At 55.9% G+C, this 17,740-nt stretch carries 15 protein-coding genes; 9 read left to right on the top strand and 6 right to left on the bottom strand.

Annotated elements, in window-relative coordinates:
- From G565_RS0118260 to G565_RS0118225, 6 genes are all read right to left on the bottom strand, one after another.
- Window positions 1-254 (bottom strand): transposase (locus G565_RS0118260; protein WP_028672153.1); only part of this gene is annotated, 254 nt, incomplete at its 3' end.
- A 549-nt stretch (window positions 255-803) separates the two neighbouring features.
- Entirely contained in the window at window positions 804-2,582 is a 1,779-nt protein-coding gene (locus G565_RS24855) for a sensor histidine kinase (protein WP_037340208.1), read from the bottom strand.
- A gap of 157 nt (window positions 2,583-2,739) precedes the next feature.
- Complete coding sequence (locus tag G565_RS24850; RefSeq protein WP_051208242.1) at window positions 2,740-4,434, bottom strand: diguanylate cyclase; 1,695 nt, start codon at window positions 4,432-4,434, stop codon at window positions 2,740-2,742.
- Complete coding sequence (locus G565_RS0118235; protein WP_028672152.1) at window positions 4,427-4,828, bottom strand: response regulator; 402 nt, start codon at window positions 4,826-4,828, stop codon at window positions 4,427-4,429. The genes G565_RS24850 and G565_RS0118235 overlap by 8 nt, the downstream gene beginning before the upstream one ends.
- 189 nt (window positions 4,829-5,017) lie before the next feature.
- Entirely contained in the window at window positions 5,018-6,436 is a 1,419-nt protein-coding gene (locus G565_RS24845) for a GGDEF domain-containing protein (protein ID WP_051208240.1), read from the bottom strand.
- Between the two features lie 398 nt (window positions 6,437-6,834).
- Window positions 6,835-7,725, bottom strand: coding sequence for a LysR substrate-binding domain-containing protein (locus G565_RS0118225; protein WP_028672151.1), 891 nt, complete (start codon window positions 7,723-7,725; stop codon window positions 6,835-6,837).
- A 139-nt stretch (window positions 7,726-7,864) separates the two neighbouring features.
- Between G565_RS0118225 and G565_RS0118220 the strand changes: the two genes are divergently transcribed.
- The 9 genes from G565_RS0118220 (at window position 7,865) to G565_RS0118180 (ending at window position 17,439) form a co-directional block, all read left to right on the top strand.
- Window positions 7,865-8,665, top strand: coding sequence for a citryl-CoA lyase (locus tag G565_RS0118220; RefSeq protein WP_028672150.1), 801 nt, complete (start codon window positions 7,865-7,867; stop codon window positions 8,663-8,665).
- Window positions 8,666-8,684: 19 nt separating this feature from the next.
- Entirely contained in the window at window positions 8,685-9,830 is a 1,146-nt protein-coding gene (locus G565_RS0118215) for a CaiB/BaiF CoA transferase family protein (protein WP_028672149.1), read from the top strand.
- Window positions 9,831-9,849: 19 nt separating this feature from the next.
- Window positions 9,850-10,791: a dioxygenase family protein gene (locus G565_RS0118210; protein ID WP_051208239.1), complete on the top strand. Its 942-nt coding sequence runs from the start codon at window positions 9,850-9,852 to the stop codon at window positions 10,789-10,791.
- Between the two features lie 84 nt (window positions 10,792-10,875).
- Window positions 10,876-11,961: a C4-dicarboxylate TRAP transporter substrate-binding protein gene (locus tag G565_RS0118205; RefSeq protein WP_028672147.1), complete on the top strand. Its 1,086-nt coding sequence runs from the start codon at window positions 10,876-10,878 to the stop codon at window positions 11,959-11,961.
- Window positions 11,962-12,041: 80 nt separating this feature from the next.
- Window positions 12,042-12,653, top strand: a complete 612-nt coding sequence (locus G565_RS24840; protein WP_084649454.1) for a TRAP transporter small permease subunit — start codon at window positions 12,042-12,044, stop codon at window positions 12,651-12,653.
- Complete coding sequence (locus G565_RS0118195; RefSeq protein WP_028672146.1) at window positions 12,650-13,975, top strand: TRAP transporter large permease; 1,326 nt, start codon at window positions 12,650-12,652, stop codon at window positions 13,973-13,975. The genes G565_RS24840 and G565_RS0118195 overlap by 4 nt, the downstream gene beginning before the upstream one ends.
- 14 nt (window positions 13,976-13,989) lie before the next feature.
- Entirely contained in the window at window positions 13,990-14,625 is a 636-nt protein-coding gene (locus tag G565_RS0118190; RefSeq protein WP_051208237.1) for a malonic semialdehyde reductase, read from the top strand.
- 107 nt (window positions 14,626-14,732) lie between these two features.
- On the top strand, window positions 14,733-16,262 hold the full coding sequence (locus G565_RS0118185; protein ID WP_028672144.1) for an amidohydrolase family protein: 1,530 nt from the start codon (window positions 14,733-14,735) through the stop codon (window positions 16,260-16,262).
- A gap of 934 nt (window positions 16,263-17,196) precedes the next feature.
- Window positions 17,197-17,439, top strand: a complete 243-nt coding sequence (locus G565_RS0118180) for a hypothetical protein (protein ID WP_028672143.1) — start codon at window positions 17,197-17,199, stop codon at window positions 17,437-17,439.
- Window positions 17,440-17,740: the final 301 nt, after the last annotated feature.

The raw sequence follows: 17,740 nt of genomic DNA, 5'->3' as shown, positions 1-17,740 counted from the left end.
TGAATCTGTTCCATGAGCTGTCGCTCGCTGCGGATCGTATAAAGAACCTGTAACAACTGTGCTCTGAGCAACCGCTCTGGTGGAATCGACATCTTGCCACGCTCGGAATAAGCGCCATCCAAGAGCCAGTCAATGCGGGTCAGCGCTGTATCGAATAAAACCTTGATCGCTCGCAACGGGTGATCTTTGGGGACGAAGGAGTCCAGGTGGACCGTGGAAAATAAAGCTTCCTGAGTGATGTCGAGACCGCGCATTATCTGATTGGCTCCGGATCAGTTTGACTGAGAGTATGTTACCAAACCCACGGTTCATGCGGAATAATTTCAACAGCCTGCTAGTTGTGGTTGATTCATCATGGTCAACGTCCTGAGCGGAAAGGTGAAAAGGAATAGGTAGCCCCGACATTGTCAATCTGAAAGGCTTGCAGTAAGTCTAAAACCTCAAGTAAGGTTGAGGTCAATTGCCCGTGGGATTAAATTTGGCTATAGGCCACTGAGTTTTTGAATATCACTACCAAAGGCATTCCTGCCTACTGCGAAACGCGGCACCGGCCGGTGCCTGAACCGTGTAACGCGTTCAGTCTGTCGGGAGCGGCTGCCGACGCAGTTCCAGCCAAAACCGAACCGCCAGCACCGCAGTCGCTACAATCCCCGTCACCGAATCGCTACAATCACAGGGTCCAGGTTCGCCACGTTGGTGGGCCAGGCAACCATTAACGCGGCGATGATAAACACCCAGCGTTCCCAGTCCGCCATTCCTCTTCCCAGCCCAAATGTTTGGTTGGGTGTCCGTTAATCCGGGGTTTAATCTTTGCCAACACTGCCCACTCCGGGCATTTCAAACCAGAAGTGGGCGCCAGTATCATTGTAAAAACCAATGTCTCCCCCCATTATCAGCATCAGCTCTCTGGAGATCGACAACCCCAATCCTGTTCCCGTTACTGCACGCTTATTGCCATGATCTGCTTGTGAAAAGCGTTCAAAAATACGAGGTAGAAACTCATCCGGAACGCCTTCCCCCTGATCGCTTACAGTCAGCCGCCAGCCGCCAGTGCTGGTAGGTTTGGCAGTCAAGGTAACCAGCCCATTTTCTGGTGAGTGTTTAATGGCATTACTTAGCAGGTTATCCAGTACCTGCCTCAATCTTTGCTCATCGGCTTGCACCAAAGCATCACCGGGTATGTCTATTCTAAAGCCTACTACATTGCTGTCGGCGAAGTGGGCAATGTCCGCGGTAGCCTGCTCAGCGAGTGCGTAAAGCTGGCAAGGGTTCGGGTGCAGGTCAAACTTACCGGTCATGAGCCGACTAAAGTCCAGAAAATCGCTGATCAGTGCCTGCAGTCGTTCCGAGTTTCTCAGACTTAATACAATCAAACCTTTTGCCCGTTCAGGAATGCCGTCGATAACGCCGGCATGCAATAATTTCAAACTGCCATGAAGGGATGTCAGAGGCGTGCGCAATTCATGACTTACGCTCGAGATAAAGTCGTCTTTTAGCTGCTCCAGGGCCTTCCTTTCCCGAACAAGCTTGTTCATCGCCCGGGCCAGTGCCCGCACTTCCGGGCTGCCCTGTTCCGGAAAATCGCTGTCCATCCGGGCATCGTCAGCCATGCGATCAATGCGTTGTGTAATGCTTTCTATTGGTCGCATCAGGCTGCGCGCAACACACCAACCACAAAGTGAAACCAGAGCGAGGGCGACCAAGCTGATCACCAAAAACCAACGGTAAGACACCGTTGCCGGGGCGATGGCCTCACGGTAGGGTATGGCGCGCAGCACCACCCAACCCAGCGTATCCAGCTGTTTGCTGGCAATCAGGTATTGCTGATTCTGGTAGTCAACAAGCGTACCGGCAGGGCTGACTGCCACAGCTGCGTCCACCATAGAATCAGTGCCCGCAGCAGGCAGAGGTTTGGGGGTATTAAACTGCTCTCTCATGGAAACATACAGTCTATATTGCGGATCGATAATCAGCGTAAAGGTGTTGGACTCAGACTCGGAAGCACTCTGGTCGGGCAGCAAAGGGGCAGTAGACAAATCCAGAACACCGCTAACAAAGCCAAGCACTTCATCGTTAGTCGACAATATTGGCTGTAAAAATGAAAGTAGCGGCAGCCCGGTTGTGCGTCCAAGAATGGGCGCAGATATAACTGCTTTCTCGCTTTCAATAGCACGCTTAAAATGCGAGCGATCTGAATAATTAGTGCCCAAACGACCCGGGACATAAACATTTTCAGCAATAGCGGTCGCAGTGGGGCCGAGAACGAGCAGGCCGTCCGGAAACGATTCACGGGCAATCGACGGCCGCTCAATCATTAACTGCAAATTCTCTCTGTCTAGCAACTGGTCATCATCACCAACCAAGCGCGTAGAGAAGACTTCAAGAGTAAGTTGTCGCTGGCTCAGTGATAAATCAAGTTCGGAAGCCAGCCGCTCAATTTCAGCTGATTCACGCTCGGCAACCAGATTCTCATAGTCGGACACCATAAATGGGTACACGGTGGCCAGCATGCCGACCGTTAAAGCACCCGTGGTTATCAGTACAAGCAGAACGATCCGCAGGCTCAGGGATATTCCCGTCATAAAATTACCTCAGGCAACACAGCGCAAGCTTCACTGACTTCGTTCGATCGAGTGGCGGAACCCATCGTAAAGCCGCTGCTGTTGACTACAGTGATGCTGTGGTTCCGGTAAGAATCACCATCAATCTGCACGCTTGCGACGAATAACAGCAAAGTCTTCAACGGGCTTCCTTATTAGTCGGGCCAGCTTTAGGGTCGTCGCTCGCGCTCGCTAGACAGACCCGATTCCGACCACTGTGCTTGGCTTTGTACAGTGCCTTATCAGCCTGCTCGATCAAGGCTTCAGCCGAGTGACGGGGAAATGACTGATTATCAACCACGCCGGCGGACAAGGTGCAGGAAAAACTCTCGCCGCCGCCCATAAACCGAATGGCCGAAAACGACTGGCGCAACCCGTCAACCAGGCCTGTGGCAATAGAGGCAGTGCAATCAGGCAACACCAGTGCAAATTCTTCACCGCCGTATCGTCCTAGTTTGTCAGTGTTGCGAAAGTGCTGGCGCAATAAGGTTCCCACAGCGGCAATGACCAGGTCACCCACCGCGTGGCCATGGGTATCATTAACCGATTTAAAATGATCGATGTCGAGCATCACAACGCTAAAGGGTCTCGGATGTCGGCGCACATACTCCCACTCAGTTTGCAGCGCCTCTTTGATGCTGGCGTGTTTGATCAGACCGGTTAATCCATCACGGGTCATGGCCTGTTCCAACTCGCGCAACCGTCCAATGCGGCTGCGACACAAGCTAACCAGCAGCTTGGGATCAACCGGTTTTTCCAAGAACGCGTCACCCCCACTGCTCAGTGCATGACCACGAAATTCAGCGCTGGTCTCCGCCGACAAGTAGATAATCGGCAGATGAGCCCAGCGCTCGATCTGCGTCAGTATGGCCGCCATTTCTGCCCCAGTAGCAACGGGCATCCTCAAATCCATCAGTATCAGTTCCGGGTCAAAGTCGCTGGCGGTCTGGAGCAGATTTTGGGGCTGATCCAGTATTTCGACCTGCATGCCAGCCTGCTGCAGAACTACCTGGCAGAACTGGGCCATGTCGGAATCATCTTCAACAATCAGTATGCGCTCTGGGGCCGATTCTCCCGATTTCAGTATTCGCGCCACATGCGCCGCAAGCTGAGGGACATCCAACGGTTTGGTAAAGTATCCGCGCCCTCCGCTGCGCACAGCATGAAGTCTTGCGAAAAAGCCTTCCTCCGCCCCGGTAAAAATAATCGGACAGTTAAAGCTCTTAAGGCGGTCGCGCCAAAAGGCCTCTGGCTGAGTCTTCAGTTCAGGAGACTCACTGGCATGGTGGTCGACTAGCAGCAAGTCCGGACTGCAACTGCTCGCCTGCTCAAGCTCCTGCGCATCGCGCAGGTGCAATACGGTGAATCCGAAGCTGCGCAGTTGCTGACCAATATAGTCGGCCAGCATGGTGTCTCGCTCCAGTAGCCAGATACTCAGTTGATCGTCATTGGCTTCCTGTTCCAAGACCTCTACACCCAGCCCGGTTTTACGGCTTTCGTCTGCCTGTAAACTGGCACGCAATTGCGCTACCCAATCTGTCAACCCGGGTAATTCAGCCACGCCTTCAGCCTTGGCAAGTGCATTGCTGACCTGCTCTTCAAGCAAACTCGCCTGTCGCCCCAGTTGCTCGAACCCGAATGTTCCGGCCGAACCCGCCAGTTTATGGAGTGCCTCGTGCAGTGCCCGCAATGATTGACTGTTGGCAGGGTCTTGCCTCAACGCTTGAAGAAAATCATCAATTTGGTCCAGTTCACGCACTAACCGTTGCCGGTAGGCGATTTTCAGTACTTTCAAGCGGGAGTCGACGTCGGATGGGAGGGATTTGTCACTCATTGAAACGTAACCAGATTCTGCGCAGATCATCGGCCAATGTCATCGGATCGAAGGGCTTTGCTATTACATCGGTTACGCCCAGCTCACGATAGCGAGCCAGCTCGCCAGGGTGTATTTTGGCCGTTATGAAGGCCACCGCAGTCTTGCTGGTAATCGACCCCTGCTCGCGCAGTGCCATGAGGGTTTCAGGCCCATCCATGTCCGGCATCATAACATCGAGCAAAACCAGCTCCGGGCCAAAATCGTCGACTTCCTGAAGGGCTTGCTTGCCGGACTCACAGGCCTTGAGAGTCAGGTGACCAACATCAACCAGGGCCAGCGCTGCAATCTCGCGAATATCAGGGTCATCTTCTATATATAGGACTTTTTGCAGTGTCATCGTTACCTGGGTCAACTATTTACCAATCGTATATATGAAGATAGCAGAACAGGCACAGGTCGAACCAGATATTGGTTCTGCTTTTTGCTTTTCATCTGATCAGTGTCAATTTAATTTGGACAGGCACTTAAGTGCTATGGATAGCCGGTCTTCTGCCACGGCCATTGGGTTGATGGCAAGCATACCGCGCGCCGGTGTTGGCGGTCAGAGCGGCGCGTGATAAAACCGGTTGCGACCCCCTTGTTTCGCCTGATACATCGACTGGTCGGCCCGGTTCAGCAACGTGTCGAGGGTATCGTCGGGTTGGGTCAGGTAGCCGCCGATGCTGACGGTGACGGCCCAGCCCTGCTGCTTCATGTCGTGCTCAACGGCGGTGCGAATGCGTTCACCCAGGTGCGTCAGGGTGTCGGTGTCGCAGTCTGCGAGGACAATCAGGAATTCATCGCCGCCCCAGCGAGCGGCCTGATCGTAGGTGCGCAGGCTGTTCCTGAGTACGGCTGCTATTTGGACAAGGGCCTGGTCGCCCATGGCATGTCCCAGGCTGTCGTTCAGCGCCTTAAAGTGGTCCAGGTCGATCCACAGAATGCCAAGGGTCGTGCCGGACCTGGAGGCTTTGTCCAACTCCTGATTCAGCGTGTCGGTCAGACCCCGGCGGTTGAGCAGGTTGGTGAGCGGGTCGATGCGGGTCAGGGTTTCCAATTGCTTGGTACGCTCCTGAACGCGATCTTCGAGCTCATCGGTATGGCGAAGAATCGACTCGGCCATCTCTCCGAAATACCCAATCAACCGGCCGACTTCTGCCCGGCCTTTGGGCAGCCGGCCAACCTCAAAGTTGCCATTTTGCAGCGCAAGCATCGAGCCGCCCATTTTTTGCATGGGGGTCAAGAACCAGTGATTCAGCAGCAGATAGATCATCACCAGGATGGCGACAAGCATGACTGACAACACCGCCAGGGTCCGAAAAAAGGGCTCGACGGGCATTAATTCGGTTAAGTCGATGAGGGTTACTGAAAACCAGTCGATATCGGGTAAGTATGCGATGCCGAGCAAATGGCGGGTGCCTTCACGGGTTACAAAAACCGTTTCAACCTGGGTCTCATTCTGTCGGTTTTGCCTCAACTCGTGCATTAACTGCCGGACTTTCTTCGCGTTGTTCGGAGTATCCAGCAACAGGTCGACGGTGTTTTTCTGGCCTTCGGGGTTGGCCGTTGTGGCGAAATCGATGAGCGAGGCATCTCGATACAGTTGAATGGCGCCGCTGGCGTCCAGAAACAACGAGGTGATGCCGGGCTGGTTAAGGTCGACGATGTCGCGCAGAAAAGGTGCCAGTTCGAGGCCTGTTCCTGCGAGCCCAAGGATCTCGCCCGCTTCGCTGCGAATCTGGGCATCGATCCACAACATGGTCACGCCCAACTCGGGGTCCGGGTTAACGTTGAGGTGAAAATCCCGTTCCGCTTCTATCAACTGATAAAACCAAGCGTCTTTGGCGACCCCCACTTCGAGGTTGTAGCGATGCAGTTCGGACGCATAGTCGTTGGTGGCGTTATTGAAATAGTAGGCGCCCGTCTCTTCTAAAGCGACGAACACGTTGTTGTTACGAAAACTTTGCCGGTATCTTTCCATTTCCTGTTTTGCTTCGAGCGAGCGAGCGAGCGCGTCGGGTCGTTCGGGTTGCTGGCCCAGCGTTTCAACACACTCGAACTCGCGAATTGCTGTGACAGCGCGATTTCCCGGTCGAGAGGGCGCGACAGGCGGGCTCTGTCATAGAGCACCTGTACCTCTGCAATCCGTTGCCCCCATTGCTCAATAATCGTCGTGGCGGAACGGTTGAAAAGATACAGTGCGATTAATGACGAGACAAAGATAAGTCCGGCCGTTATTAAGATGAAACGGTACTTCAGACTCAACGGTGCACCCCGGGTACAGTCCTTGTGTATTCAGAGAGTGTAGTTCAATGATTTGTAGTTGTGTGCAGATTCTCAGGGAATGGCCGGTTGTTTCTGGATACTGCCGGCACGCCATCAGCGAGGCTGCCCCTTCAGTGCCAACTCACGAATGATGTTGGCCATGTACCGGGTCGCGGCCGGTCGTTCCCGGTCCCGGTTCCACAGCAGGCCCGGGGTGCGGATGGGTGTCGGGTTTTCCAGTGCCACGGCCACCAGGTCGGGTTCGCCACTCAAGGCATTGTCGGAAACGATGCTGCACAAGCCGGTTTGCCGCACCAGTTCCACCATCGGCGAAATGGCGTTCAGCTCCGCCACGATCTGGGGTTCGGCGCCGGCGGCCTGGAAGCACTCGTCGAGCAATTGCCGGGTCGAGAAATTCCGGGTCAGCAGCGCCAGTGGCAACCCGTTGAGTTCTACCATGCGCACACGTTTGCGGTTCGCCAGCGGATGCGCCCTGTTCATGATCAATTTCAGTTCCTCATTGAACAAAGGTTCAAACCAGAGCCCGCGCGGCACTGCCGGCCGGTAGGAAACGCCCAGATCCAGGCTGCCGGATTCGAGCCCCTGGGCAATCTGGTCGCCGGATAACTCCTCGACAACCACCCGAACCTGGGGAAACTTTGCCATAAACGCCGCCAGGCACTGCGGAATCAACTGAACGTTGAAGCTGTGGGTGGCGGCGATGCGCAGTTCCCCGGTCAACTGATCCGGTGTGTTTTTCAGCGCGCCTACGGCGGCATCCACATTTTTCAGAATCGGCGCGATGCTGTCGACGAAATCCCGCCCGGCCTCAGTCAGCGTTACGCTCTTGCCGTTGCGGTTGAACAGCGCAACGCCCAGTTCGTCTTCCAGTTGTTTGATCTGATGCGACAGGGTCGACTGGGTAACGTGCGTCCGCTCGGCGGCCCGTGTGAAGTTCTGCACTTCGGCCAGCGCGACGCAATAACGCAGGTGTCTCAGTTCCATGGGGCCTCCGGTGCAATGGTGGGGTTTACTATCGATGACATCGATCATTAATATCGAAATTTATCATTTTTGTAAATAATTATCCGGCGCTAAGGTGGTTCCAACGCTAAAACAATCACAATAAGCACCGGAGCCGACCATGAAGATAGGGCGCGAAACCACGCCGAAAACGGCCATCTGTACCTCCAACGAACACACCATCGTGGTACGTGGCCAGGACCTCTGCCAGGACCTGATCGGCCAGACCAGCTTTACCGACTATTTCCTGCTGTTACTCACCGGCAAACAGCCGTCCGACACGGCCCGCAAAGTGGTCGATGCCACCCTGGTATCCATCGCCGAGCATGGCTTTGTACCCAGCGTTCAAGCCAGCCGCATGACCTATGCAGCAGCCCCGGATGCTCTGCAAGGCGCGGTCGCCGCCGGCATTCTCGGGTGTGGCCCGGTTATTCTGGGTGCCTCGGAAACCGCCGGGAAGATGTTCGTGCGCATCCGTGAGCGTATGACCGATGGCACCAGCCTTGATGACGCCGCGCTGGCCGAAGTGACGGCGATGCGTGCCGAGCGAAAACCCATTCCCGGCTACGGCCACCCCCTGCACAAATCACGCGACCCGCGGGTTGATGCCCTGTTCAAGGTTGCCCGCGATGCGGGTGCGAACCTCGACTTCGTGGCCACGGCAGAAGCCGTTGAACGCGCCATTCCCAAGGTGATCAGCAAAGACCTGAAGCTGAATGTATCGGCGGCCATTCCCGCCGTTTTGCTGGGTGTCGATTTTCCGGTATCGGCTCTGCGCGGCATTCCGATTCTGGCGCGCACGGCCAGCCTGATCGCGCATCTGTCGGAAGAAGCCGAGCAGCCGAGCGGGTTTGCCTTGTCTTACCAGGCAACCGAGAACCTGGAATATACCGGTGAAACACCGGATGGCTTTTCTGCCTGACCACCAAGGGAAGACTCCAATGATCAAAGTACTCGAAGGCATCACCGTAATCGAGCAAGGCACCTTCATCACCGGTCCGGCGGCCGGGATGTTGCTGGCCGATCTCGGTGCCAACGTTATCAAGGTCGAAATGCCTGGCTCCGGCGACCCGTTCCGGGCGTTCAAAGGCGGTTTGTACAGCCCGCATTACCAGACCTACAACCGCAACAAACGCAGCATTGCGCTGAACACCAAACAGCCGGAAGACCTGGCCATTTTTGACGATCTGATACGCGACGCCGATGTCTACATTCAGAACTTTCGCCCCGGTGCTGCCGAGCGGCTGGGTGCTGGCGAAGATCGGCTGCGGGAAATGAACCCCGGCCTTATCTACTGCGCGATCAGCGGCTTCGGGTCCGACGGCCCCTATGCCGCCCGGCCCAGTTACGACACCGTGGCGCAAGCGGCCAGTGGCTTTTTGAAACTGCTGATCAACCCGGAAAACCCCCGGGTGGTTGGCCCGGCCATGGCCGATGCGATGTCTGGTTTTTACGCCGCCTACGGCATTCTCGGCGCGCTCTATGAACGCAGTCAGACGGGCAAGGGCCGCAAGGTCGAAGTGTCGATGCTCGAAGCCATGTGCCACTTCAATCTCGATGCCTTTACGCACTGGTTCTCTGAAGGCGAAGTCATGGGGCCCTACAGCCGGCCGCAGGTATCCCAGAGCTACGTGATGGAATGTGCCGACGGTAAATGGGTGGCGTTGCACATGTCTTCACCGGAGAAATTCTGGCAAGGGCTGGCCAATGCCATTGGCTACCCGGAACTGCTTCAGGATGACCGCTTCAGCACGCGTGAAGGCCGCATTGATCACCAGGAAGCGATGATCGAGGTGCTTAAACCCATTTTCAAACAACAGGGGCGTGATACCTGGTGCGAGCGACTGCTCGCTGAAGACGTTCCGCACGCGCCCATGTACGACTCGAACGAAGTGCTCGAAGACCCCCAGGTCAAACACCTGCAACTGGAAGTTTCAACGCAGCATCCCGAAATGGGGACCTTTCGCTCGATGCGTTCGCCCGTATCCTACGACGGAGAACGTCCGGTCACCATAACGGCACCACCGACGCTGAATGAACATCACGACGATATCGTTGCTGAACTTCAGGCGCGAAAAAAACAATAAAACAGTGAGGGTTCCTCCCATGTTTGAACTGCCTAACAAAGAAGAGATTTTTAATCACGGTATTCCATCCACACCGGACGACATTACCGAGATCGTCATCAAGGCCATGGGCCGCACAGAAAACCCGCGTTTGCGGGAAATTCTGACCGCCCTGGTCAAGCATCTGCACGCCTTTGGCCGCGAGGTGAAACTGAACGATGAAGAGTTCACCCAGGCCCTGGATGCCGTCACCCGCCTTGGCCATCTCAGTGTGGGCAAGCACAACGAAACCGTTGTGATGTCGGACGCACTCGGGTTTTCCACGCTGGTGATGATTCTGAACCAGAACCGCGACGCCGAGCAGATGTCGCCTGCCTTGCTCGGCCCGTTTTACACCCGCCAAGATCCGGAATACCCAAGCGGTTTTAACATCGCCCGGGATACGCCAAAAGACACCGACATTCCGCTGTTTGTGCGTGGCAAAGTGCAAGACAGAAACGGCACGCCGCTGGCCAATGCCCTGGTTGAAGTTTGGCATGCCTCGCCAGAAGGGTTGTACGACAACCAGGATGAAACCATGCCCGCCAACAACCTGCGCGGCAAATTCCGCACCGACGATGCTGGCCAGTTTTATTTTCGCACCATACGCCCGGCCAGTTACCCGATTCCGACGCATGGTCTGGTGGGCGATATGTTGCGCGCCCAGAACCGGCATCCGTTCCGTGCGGCGCACCTGCATTTCACCGTTTCGGCAGAGGATCACACAACCTTGGTTACCCAGATATTTCCGAAGGACGATCTGTTCGTGGAATCCGATTGTGTGTTCGGTGTGACCAGTGCAGACCTGGCCATCGATTACCCGCTGCACAGCGACGGCAACGCACCGGATGCCGATGTAACCGGCGATTACTGCACGCTGGATCTGACCTTTGATCTGTCGCCCGGTGACTCGCGGTTGCCGCAATCACCGATCAACGCCTAACCGGTACCACCAAGACAGCACGGCCCACACTAAACGTGTTTGAAAGCAAGACTCGAAAACCAAAAACAAGAGAGAGACGAAGCCATGAAAACCACCATAAAGCAGGGCGCCCTGGCGACCACACTGGCTCTGGCAGCAATACTGCCAACGCTTGCCACAGCCGAAGAAACCATTAACCTGACAGTCGGCTCCAGCCACCCGACCACCATCCCCTGGGTCGGCATGATTCCGAATGTGTTCATTCCCGAAGTCGATCGCATACTGGCCGAAGATGGCCGCTACGAAGTGAACTGGACCGAAGCCTACGCCGGCCAGTTGTACGGCGCTAACGCCACCCTGACTTCGGTTGGCGATGGCATTGCCGACATCGGCTGGGTGTTCAGCTACCTCGAAGGCTCGCGCATGCCGCTGAGCCAGTTGAGCGCCTACACCCCGTTCACCACCAGTGACCCGGAACTGATTCTCGATGTGTTTCTGGACCTGATCGACCAGCAACCCGAACTGGCGGACGAATGGGAAGGCAACAACGTGGTGTTCCTGGGGGGAACCGCCTCTGACACCTACGACATCTACACCAACTTCCCGGTCAACGATCTTTCTGATCTCGACGGTCGTCGTATTTCAGCACCGGGCGTACTGGGTGTCTGGCTCGACCCGGTTAACGCCACTCCGGTCGATGGCACACTCGCCAGCTACTACACCGACATTCAGACCGGAGTATCCGAAGGCGTGGTGACGTTGGCCACCGGTGCTCTGCCTGCGCGCATCTATGAAGTGGCGCCGTACATCACCCAGGTGAATTTGGGTGTCGTGTTCTCTGGCGGTATTGCCATGAACCTCGACCGTTTTGAAAGCCTGCCAGCGGTCGTTCAGGATGCAATGAAACAAGCCGGTGCTGTATACACCACAGCCCATGGCCGCGACCTGGCCGAACGCTACCAGAGCTCACTCGACCGCATGGTTGAACTCAGTGCCGACTCCAACAACCCGGTGGTGGTTACACCGCTGAGTGACGAGCAACGCCAAGCCTGGATCGATGGCATGCCGAACCTTGCACAACAGTGGGTTGATAATAACGAGGCCCGCAATCTGCCCGCCGCCGACATCCTGGAAGCCTACATGGATGCCATTCGCGAACGGGGTGTTCAGCCGGAACGCGCCTGGGACTAACTCTGGCCCCAACGCTACTTCGATGCACTGGCCGGGCTCCACCCGGCCAGGTATGCGGACACTCCCTGGAGCAGTATGTCATGAACGTAAAATCACTTTTATTCGGCCAGGGCACCGGTAACAGTCTGTTTGGCTATCTGGTGGATGGCTTGAATGCCGCCGGGTCGCTGTTGATCTTTGCCATCATGGCACTGATTTGTGCCGATGTTTTATCGCGTAATATCTTTAACCAACCGATCGACGGTGTTGCCGAAATGGTCGCCGCCTCGATTGTCATGATTGTTTTTTTGCAACTGGCCAGCACCTTGCGCCACGGCCGCCTGGCCCAGGCCGACATTTTTATTTACGGCTTTACCGTCTCATTTCCCCGCATCGGGCGCAGCCTGACCACACTCTATTACCTGGCTGGCGCTGCCATGTTGGGAGTGGTGTACCAGGGTACCGTACCGGTACTGATGCGGGCGATCGACCGCAATCAATTCTTTGGCGTGGAGGGCGTGTTCACCTTTCCCGTCTGGCCCATTCGAACCGTCGTTGTGTTTTGTGCAGCCGTGACCGTGTTGCAATTTTTGGTGCTGGCCGTGCGTGAAGCCATTTGCGTCTACCGGGGTACGCCGATCCATTCACCGGCAGCCCCCAAGGCCGAACACACTGAAAACAAAGCCGCCCAACAATCAGGAGAACCGTCATGACCGGTCTGGAAATTGGCCTGGTGGCCGTGGTGGTCATGCTGGTGCTTATTTATATTGGCATGCACATCAGCATTGCGTTAATGCTGGTGTCGTTTGGCGCCATCGCCACCCTGCGGGACTCTGGCCTGGCAACGCGCATGGTCGCCGCTGCCGCGAACGATTCCCTCGGCAGTTATCTATACGGCGTTGTACCGCTGTTTGTATTAATGGGCTTACTGGTCGTTGTCTCCGGCGTTGGGCGCGATACCTTCGATGTGTTCCAGCGCCTGCTGCGCAAGGTACGCGGCGGGCTTGGTCTGGCGACCGTTGGTGCCAACGGCATTTTTGCGTCCATCACCGGTATCAGTGTGGCCTCGGCGGCGGTGTTTACTCAGGTCGCCGTACCCGAAATGCGCCGCCACGGGTACACCCCGAAATTCTCGGTAGGTGTCGTCGCTGGCAGCTCGGTGCTTGGTATGCTGATTCCCCCGTCGTTGCTGATGATTGTGTATGGCGTGCTGGCGGAGCAATCGGTGGGGCGCATGTTCATTGCAGGTATTATTCCCGGTCTGATTCTGGCGGTCAGTTTCTGCATCACCATTATGGTGTTGGCCTACGCGTTCCCGGCGTTCATGAACCAGGAAGGGCATCAGCCTGTCGTCGACCCCGAAGGCGATAACCCCTCGCGCCTGGCGCTGGCGAGCAAACTCATCCCGATTCTGATCTTAATGTTGCTGGTGTTGGGTGGCTTGTACTCGGGCTTTTTCACGCCCACTGAAGCGGGTGCCGTGGGCGCTTGCGGCGCGCTGGTGCTGGCCCTGGCAAAACGTCGTTTAACCTGGGGCTCCTTTTACAAAGTGCTGGGCGAAACCGGCCACGTCGCGGTATCGATACTGTTTCTGATTCTGGCGGCATCGCTCTACAGCCGTATGCTGGCACTGACCGGCCTGCCCATGTCGGTCGCGCAGTGGGTCACCTCGCTCGACCTGGCCGTTTATGAATTCCTGTTCCTGTATTTGCTGGTCGTCATCCTCATGGGCTGCATCATCGACTCGGTGTCGATCATGTTGATTGTGTTGCCCATCGTTTTGCCGATTGCCCAATTCTTCGGGCTCGACCTGATCTGGTTCGGGGTGATCACCGTGGTTGCCGTTGAAATCGGCCTGGTGACTCCGCCCTTTGGCATATCGGTTTACACGGTGAAGGCCAGCCTGAATGACGACACCGTGTCGGTTAAGGAAATCTTTAAAGGGGTAACGCCCTTCTTTATTGCCATGCTGTGCGCGCTGTTTGTGTTGACGCTGTTTCCGGCGCTTTCCACCACGCTCGCTTACATGTATTAGAGGTAACGGCTGCTATGACGACTCACTCTACCGCACCCCTGGCTGAACCCCGCCACACGCCACTGGATTCCGGTGCACTCGATCAACTTTTTGTCGGTGCTCGAACGTTTTCTTACTGGCAAGACAGGCCCGTCGACGATGACCGCTTGCGCCACCTTGCCGAACTCGCCGGTCTGGCCCCCACCAGCATGAACTGCAACCCGTTGCGAGTGTATTTCCTGCGCACGGAGCAAGCGCGGGAACAACTGGTACCGGCGCTAAAAGAAGGCAATATCGAGAAGGTTCGCCAGGCACCGGTCACCGCCATTCTGGCGTATGATCGCCGCTTCTACGACCATTTACCGACGCTGTTCCCACACATGAAAGACGCCCGTTCCCTGTTTGTGGGCAACGAACCCCTGCGCGAAGAGACAGCCTTCCGAAACGGCAGTATTCAGGGCGGTTACTTTATTCTGGCCGCGCGTGCCCTGGGGCTCGATTGCGGCCCGATCTCCGGCTTCGATAACGACAAGGTCGACCAGATATTCTTTGGTGCCGAGAACCAGCACTGGCGCAGCAACTTTATTTGCAACCTGGGCTACGGCGACGAAACCCGCTTGCACGCACGCAGCCCGCGCCTGTCGTTTGATGAAAGCTGCCGGTTGTTGTAAGCCGATGGCCCAGGCAATGCATTACAGACACCGCAATCCGCCAACCGGTGCGGCGAAACCAAGACAAGACAACAACGACGAGACAATAACAACAAGAGGACGAACCAATGTGCAGACTGTGTGAAGCAACCAAAAACAGCGGTCATTCCGAAGGCCGCCGAAACTTTCTGAAAATGGCCGCGGCGACAGGCGCCGCAGCGGCAAGCATGCCGTTGCTGGCGGGTGGTGCACAGGCAGCTGCGCATTCGGCCGCCCCAAAAGCAAACATGCCCGAGGGCGTAGGCAATGCCGGTCGCCGCACGCTGATAAAAGGCGGCGCCGTGATGAGCATGGACCCGTCGGTCGGTGACCTGCCGGTGGGCGATGTGTTGCTTGAAGGCAAGCGTATTGTGCAAATCGCGCCGTCGATCAATGTGGGCGACGACGTTGCGGTGATTGATGCCAAAGGCAAAGTGGTGATGCCCGGCTTCATCGACACGCACCACCACCAGTTTGAAACCGCGCTGCGCAGCTTTCTGGCCGATGGCATTCTGATCAACGATGGCGAACCGCACAGCAAATACAACTATTACGAATCCATTCTGCAAAATTTTTCGATGCATTACCGCACCGAAGATGTGTACATCAACGAACTGTTTGCGGGCCTGTCACAACTCGATGCGGGTGTCACCACGGTGATGGACGTGAGCCAGATTCACCACTCACCCGACCACTCCGACGCCGCTCTTCTAGGCCTGAAAGACGCCGGCCGCCGGGGCGTATTCGGCTACTTCGAAGGCTGGGGCGACCAGGCCCAATACCCGCAAGACGCCAGCCGCATTCGCCAGCAACACTTTGCCTCCGACGACCAACTGACCAGCATGGTCATGGGTGGCGAGATCTACCTGCCGGGTTACGAAGAAGCCTGGCGCATCGGCCGCGAACTGGACTTGCCGATCGCACTGCACGTAGTAGGCACCTTCGGCATGGCCGATACCTTCGACCAACTGGCCCGCGACGGCCAATTCGGGTCTGACAACATCTTCATTCACATGACGGGCATGAGCGACATGGCCTGGCAAGCCGCCGCCGATGCGGGCTCACACGTATCGCTTTCAGTACCCATTGAAATGACCATGCGCCACGGTATGCCACCGATCCAGAAATGCCTGGATATGGGCCTGCAACCTTCGCTCTCCAGCGACGTGGAATGCACCATGACGGCAGACCCCTTCACCCAAATGCGTTCAACCATGACGCTGCAACGCGCCTTCGTAAACGAAAAAGCACTGGCCGGTGAAGACAACCTGCCCGGCCTGCTCACCGCCCGCGACTGCATCCGCTTCCACACCCTGGAAGGCGCCCGCGGCCTGAAGCTCGACCACAAAGTCGGCAGTCTAACCCCAGGCAAAGAAGCCGACATCGTCCTGCTAGACGCCGAAGCCATTAACGTCACCCCGCTGAACCACGTACCGGGCGCGGTGGTTACCCTAATGGAACGCAACAACGTCGACACCGTGCTGGTAGCTGGCAAAATCCGCAAGTGGCAGGGCAAACTGGTGGATGTAGACGTAAACCACCTACGCGGCCAACTGGAAGCCAGCCGGGATTACCTGTTCGAAGCCGCAGGCATAGAACAGGATCTGTTCCGGGCCTGATACCGTTTTTTCAACCACGCCAGGCAGCCCGCTCATGCTGCCTAGCAAAGCATCCTGCTGCTCTCGTAGGAGGGCAGTCCCCTGCGCGACAGGAAGCAAACAAACCACAGACCCCAACACCACAGGTCCACACCAGCCAAAACCCGCCCCCAACCGCCGCCGACTTTCGCCCGGTCTTGCAGGGGCATCCATGCCCCACCAAGCCCTACCACAGGCATCCCTGCCTGCTGCGAAACCCGGCACCGGCCGGGGGCTAACCCCTCCGCAAACAACAACCCTTAACCCCACAAGGCCCACACCCACAGGGCCACCAAATCACCGCAGGCCCACGCTTTTAAAGTAGGAGGGCAGTCCTCTGCGCGACCGGAAGCATAACAAACCACAGAACCCCACCCCCGTTCGGCCTGAGCCCGTCGATGGCCCTTGGGGAGCACACCAAACCCGAGACCCTCTCTAAAAAGGGTAAGGGGGGCGCGAACGACACATCTCACAGGTCAAGTACTTGCCAACTCCGTCACACAGTGCCATGGTGACTGAAGAGCTCATTTTATAGTGGTGCACCGTGTAACTGGCAGGCCGGTAGCGCCTTTAGCGTTTCTACTGGAACCTTCATAGGTTGCTTTTTTGCCGTGCTGATTGTGATTTAGACCAAGTATTTGGGGTTCCCAGTTTGCCAATGTGACGCATATCCCTGGGGAGTAACTAATATCAGCGTCGTAGGAAATGCTGATATCGGAGATGGTCGTCGGAACTGACTGTTTCGCCGGATTTGATATCAGGTGGTGGCGTGGGTGGACGATTGATATAAGCCCACTATGTGGGGGTTTCGCAGCATTACCTCACGTAAGAGTTTTTGAAGTACTTGCTGGGATATGTGCTGTGGTAGACGATGAATATGCTTTATAAAGAAACAATTTTGTGAGGAAGTATCTGCATGGATAAAAAGGTACAAGGTTCTTGGTTAATTCATCATACAAACAAACTACAAAACGTCACCAATCAGGGCCAGTATCAGAACACTTTTGTTGCGGGGAAAGCAGGCATTTTGCTTTCTGCCATCTCCGAGACAAATCAAAGCGTTGTTTCTAATGAAAAGCTAGAGACTTTAGCGAACGCTTCTAATATCGTAACTATTCAGCGAAATAATATCAAAAAAGGCTTGACAGGTTTTTTTTGACTTTTCCTGATTGCACAGATTTTTCACCAACTCCCTGACAGTCCGCCAAATTGGCCCGGAATTGCACGTCAGGGGTGGTCTCATCTATCATCTATAGCGAGCCGCCTCCAACATTATAAAACGCTTCAGAACGCCACACAGGAGGAAAAAATCGCCCATAAAAAAGCATGCGATAATACTCGCATCAATTAACGGCGGCAGCATTATTTAATGGCTCACAACCCCATCGATATTAATAAAACAGTTCAGGATGTCGAGCATCTTCTGGCTAAGAGCGATGACGTGCCTCCCGCGCTAGAAG

The sequence above is a fragment of the Saccharospirillum impatiens DSM 12546 genome, assembly GCF_000423605.1.
GTDB classification, from domain to species: domain Bacteria; phylum Pseudomonadota; class Gammaproteobacteria; order Pseudomonadales; family Natronospirillaceae; genus Saccharospirillum; species Saccharospirillum impatiens.
The sequence above is the reverse complement of the archived record's forward strand: the minus strand, read 5'-3'. Positions and strand labels throughout refer to the sequence as shown.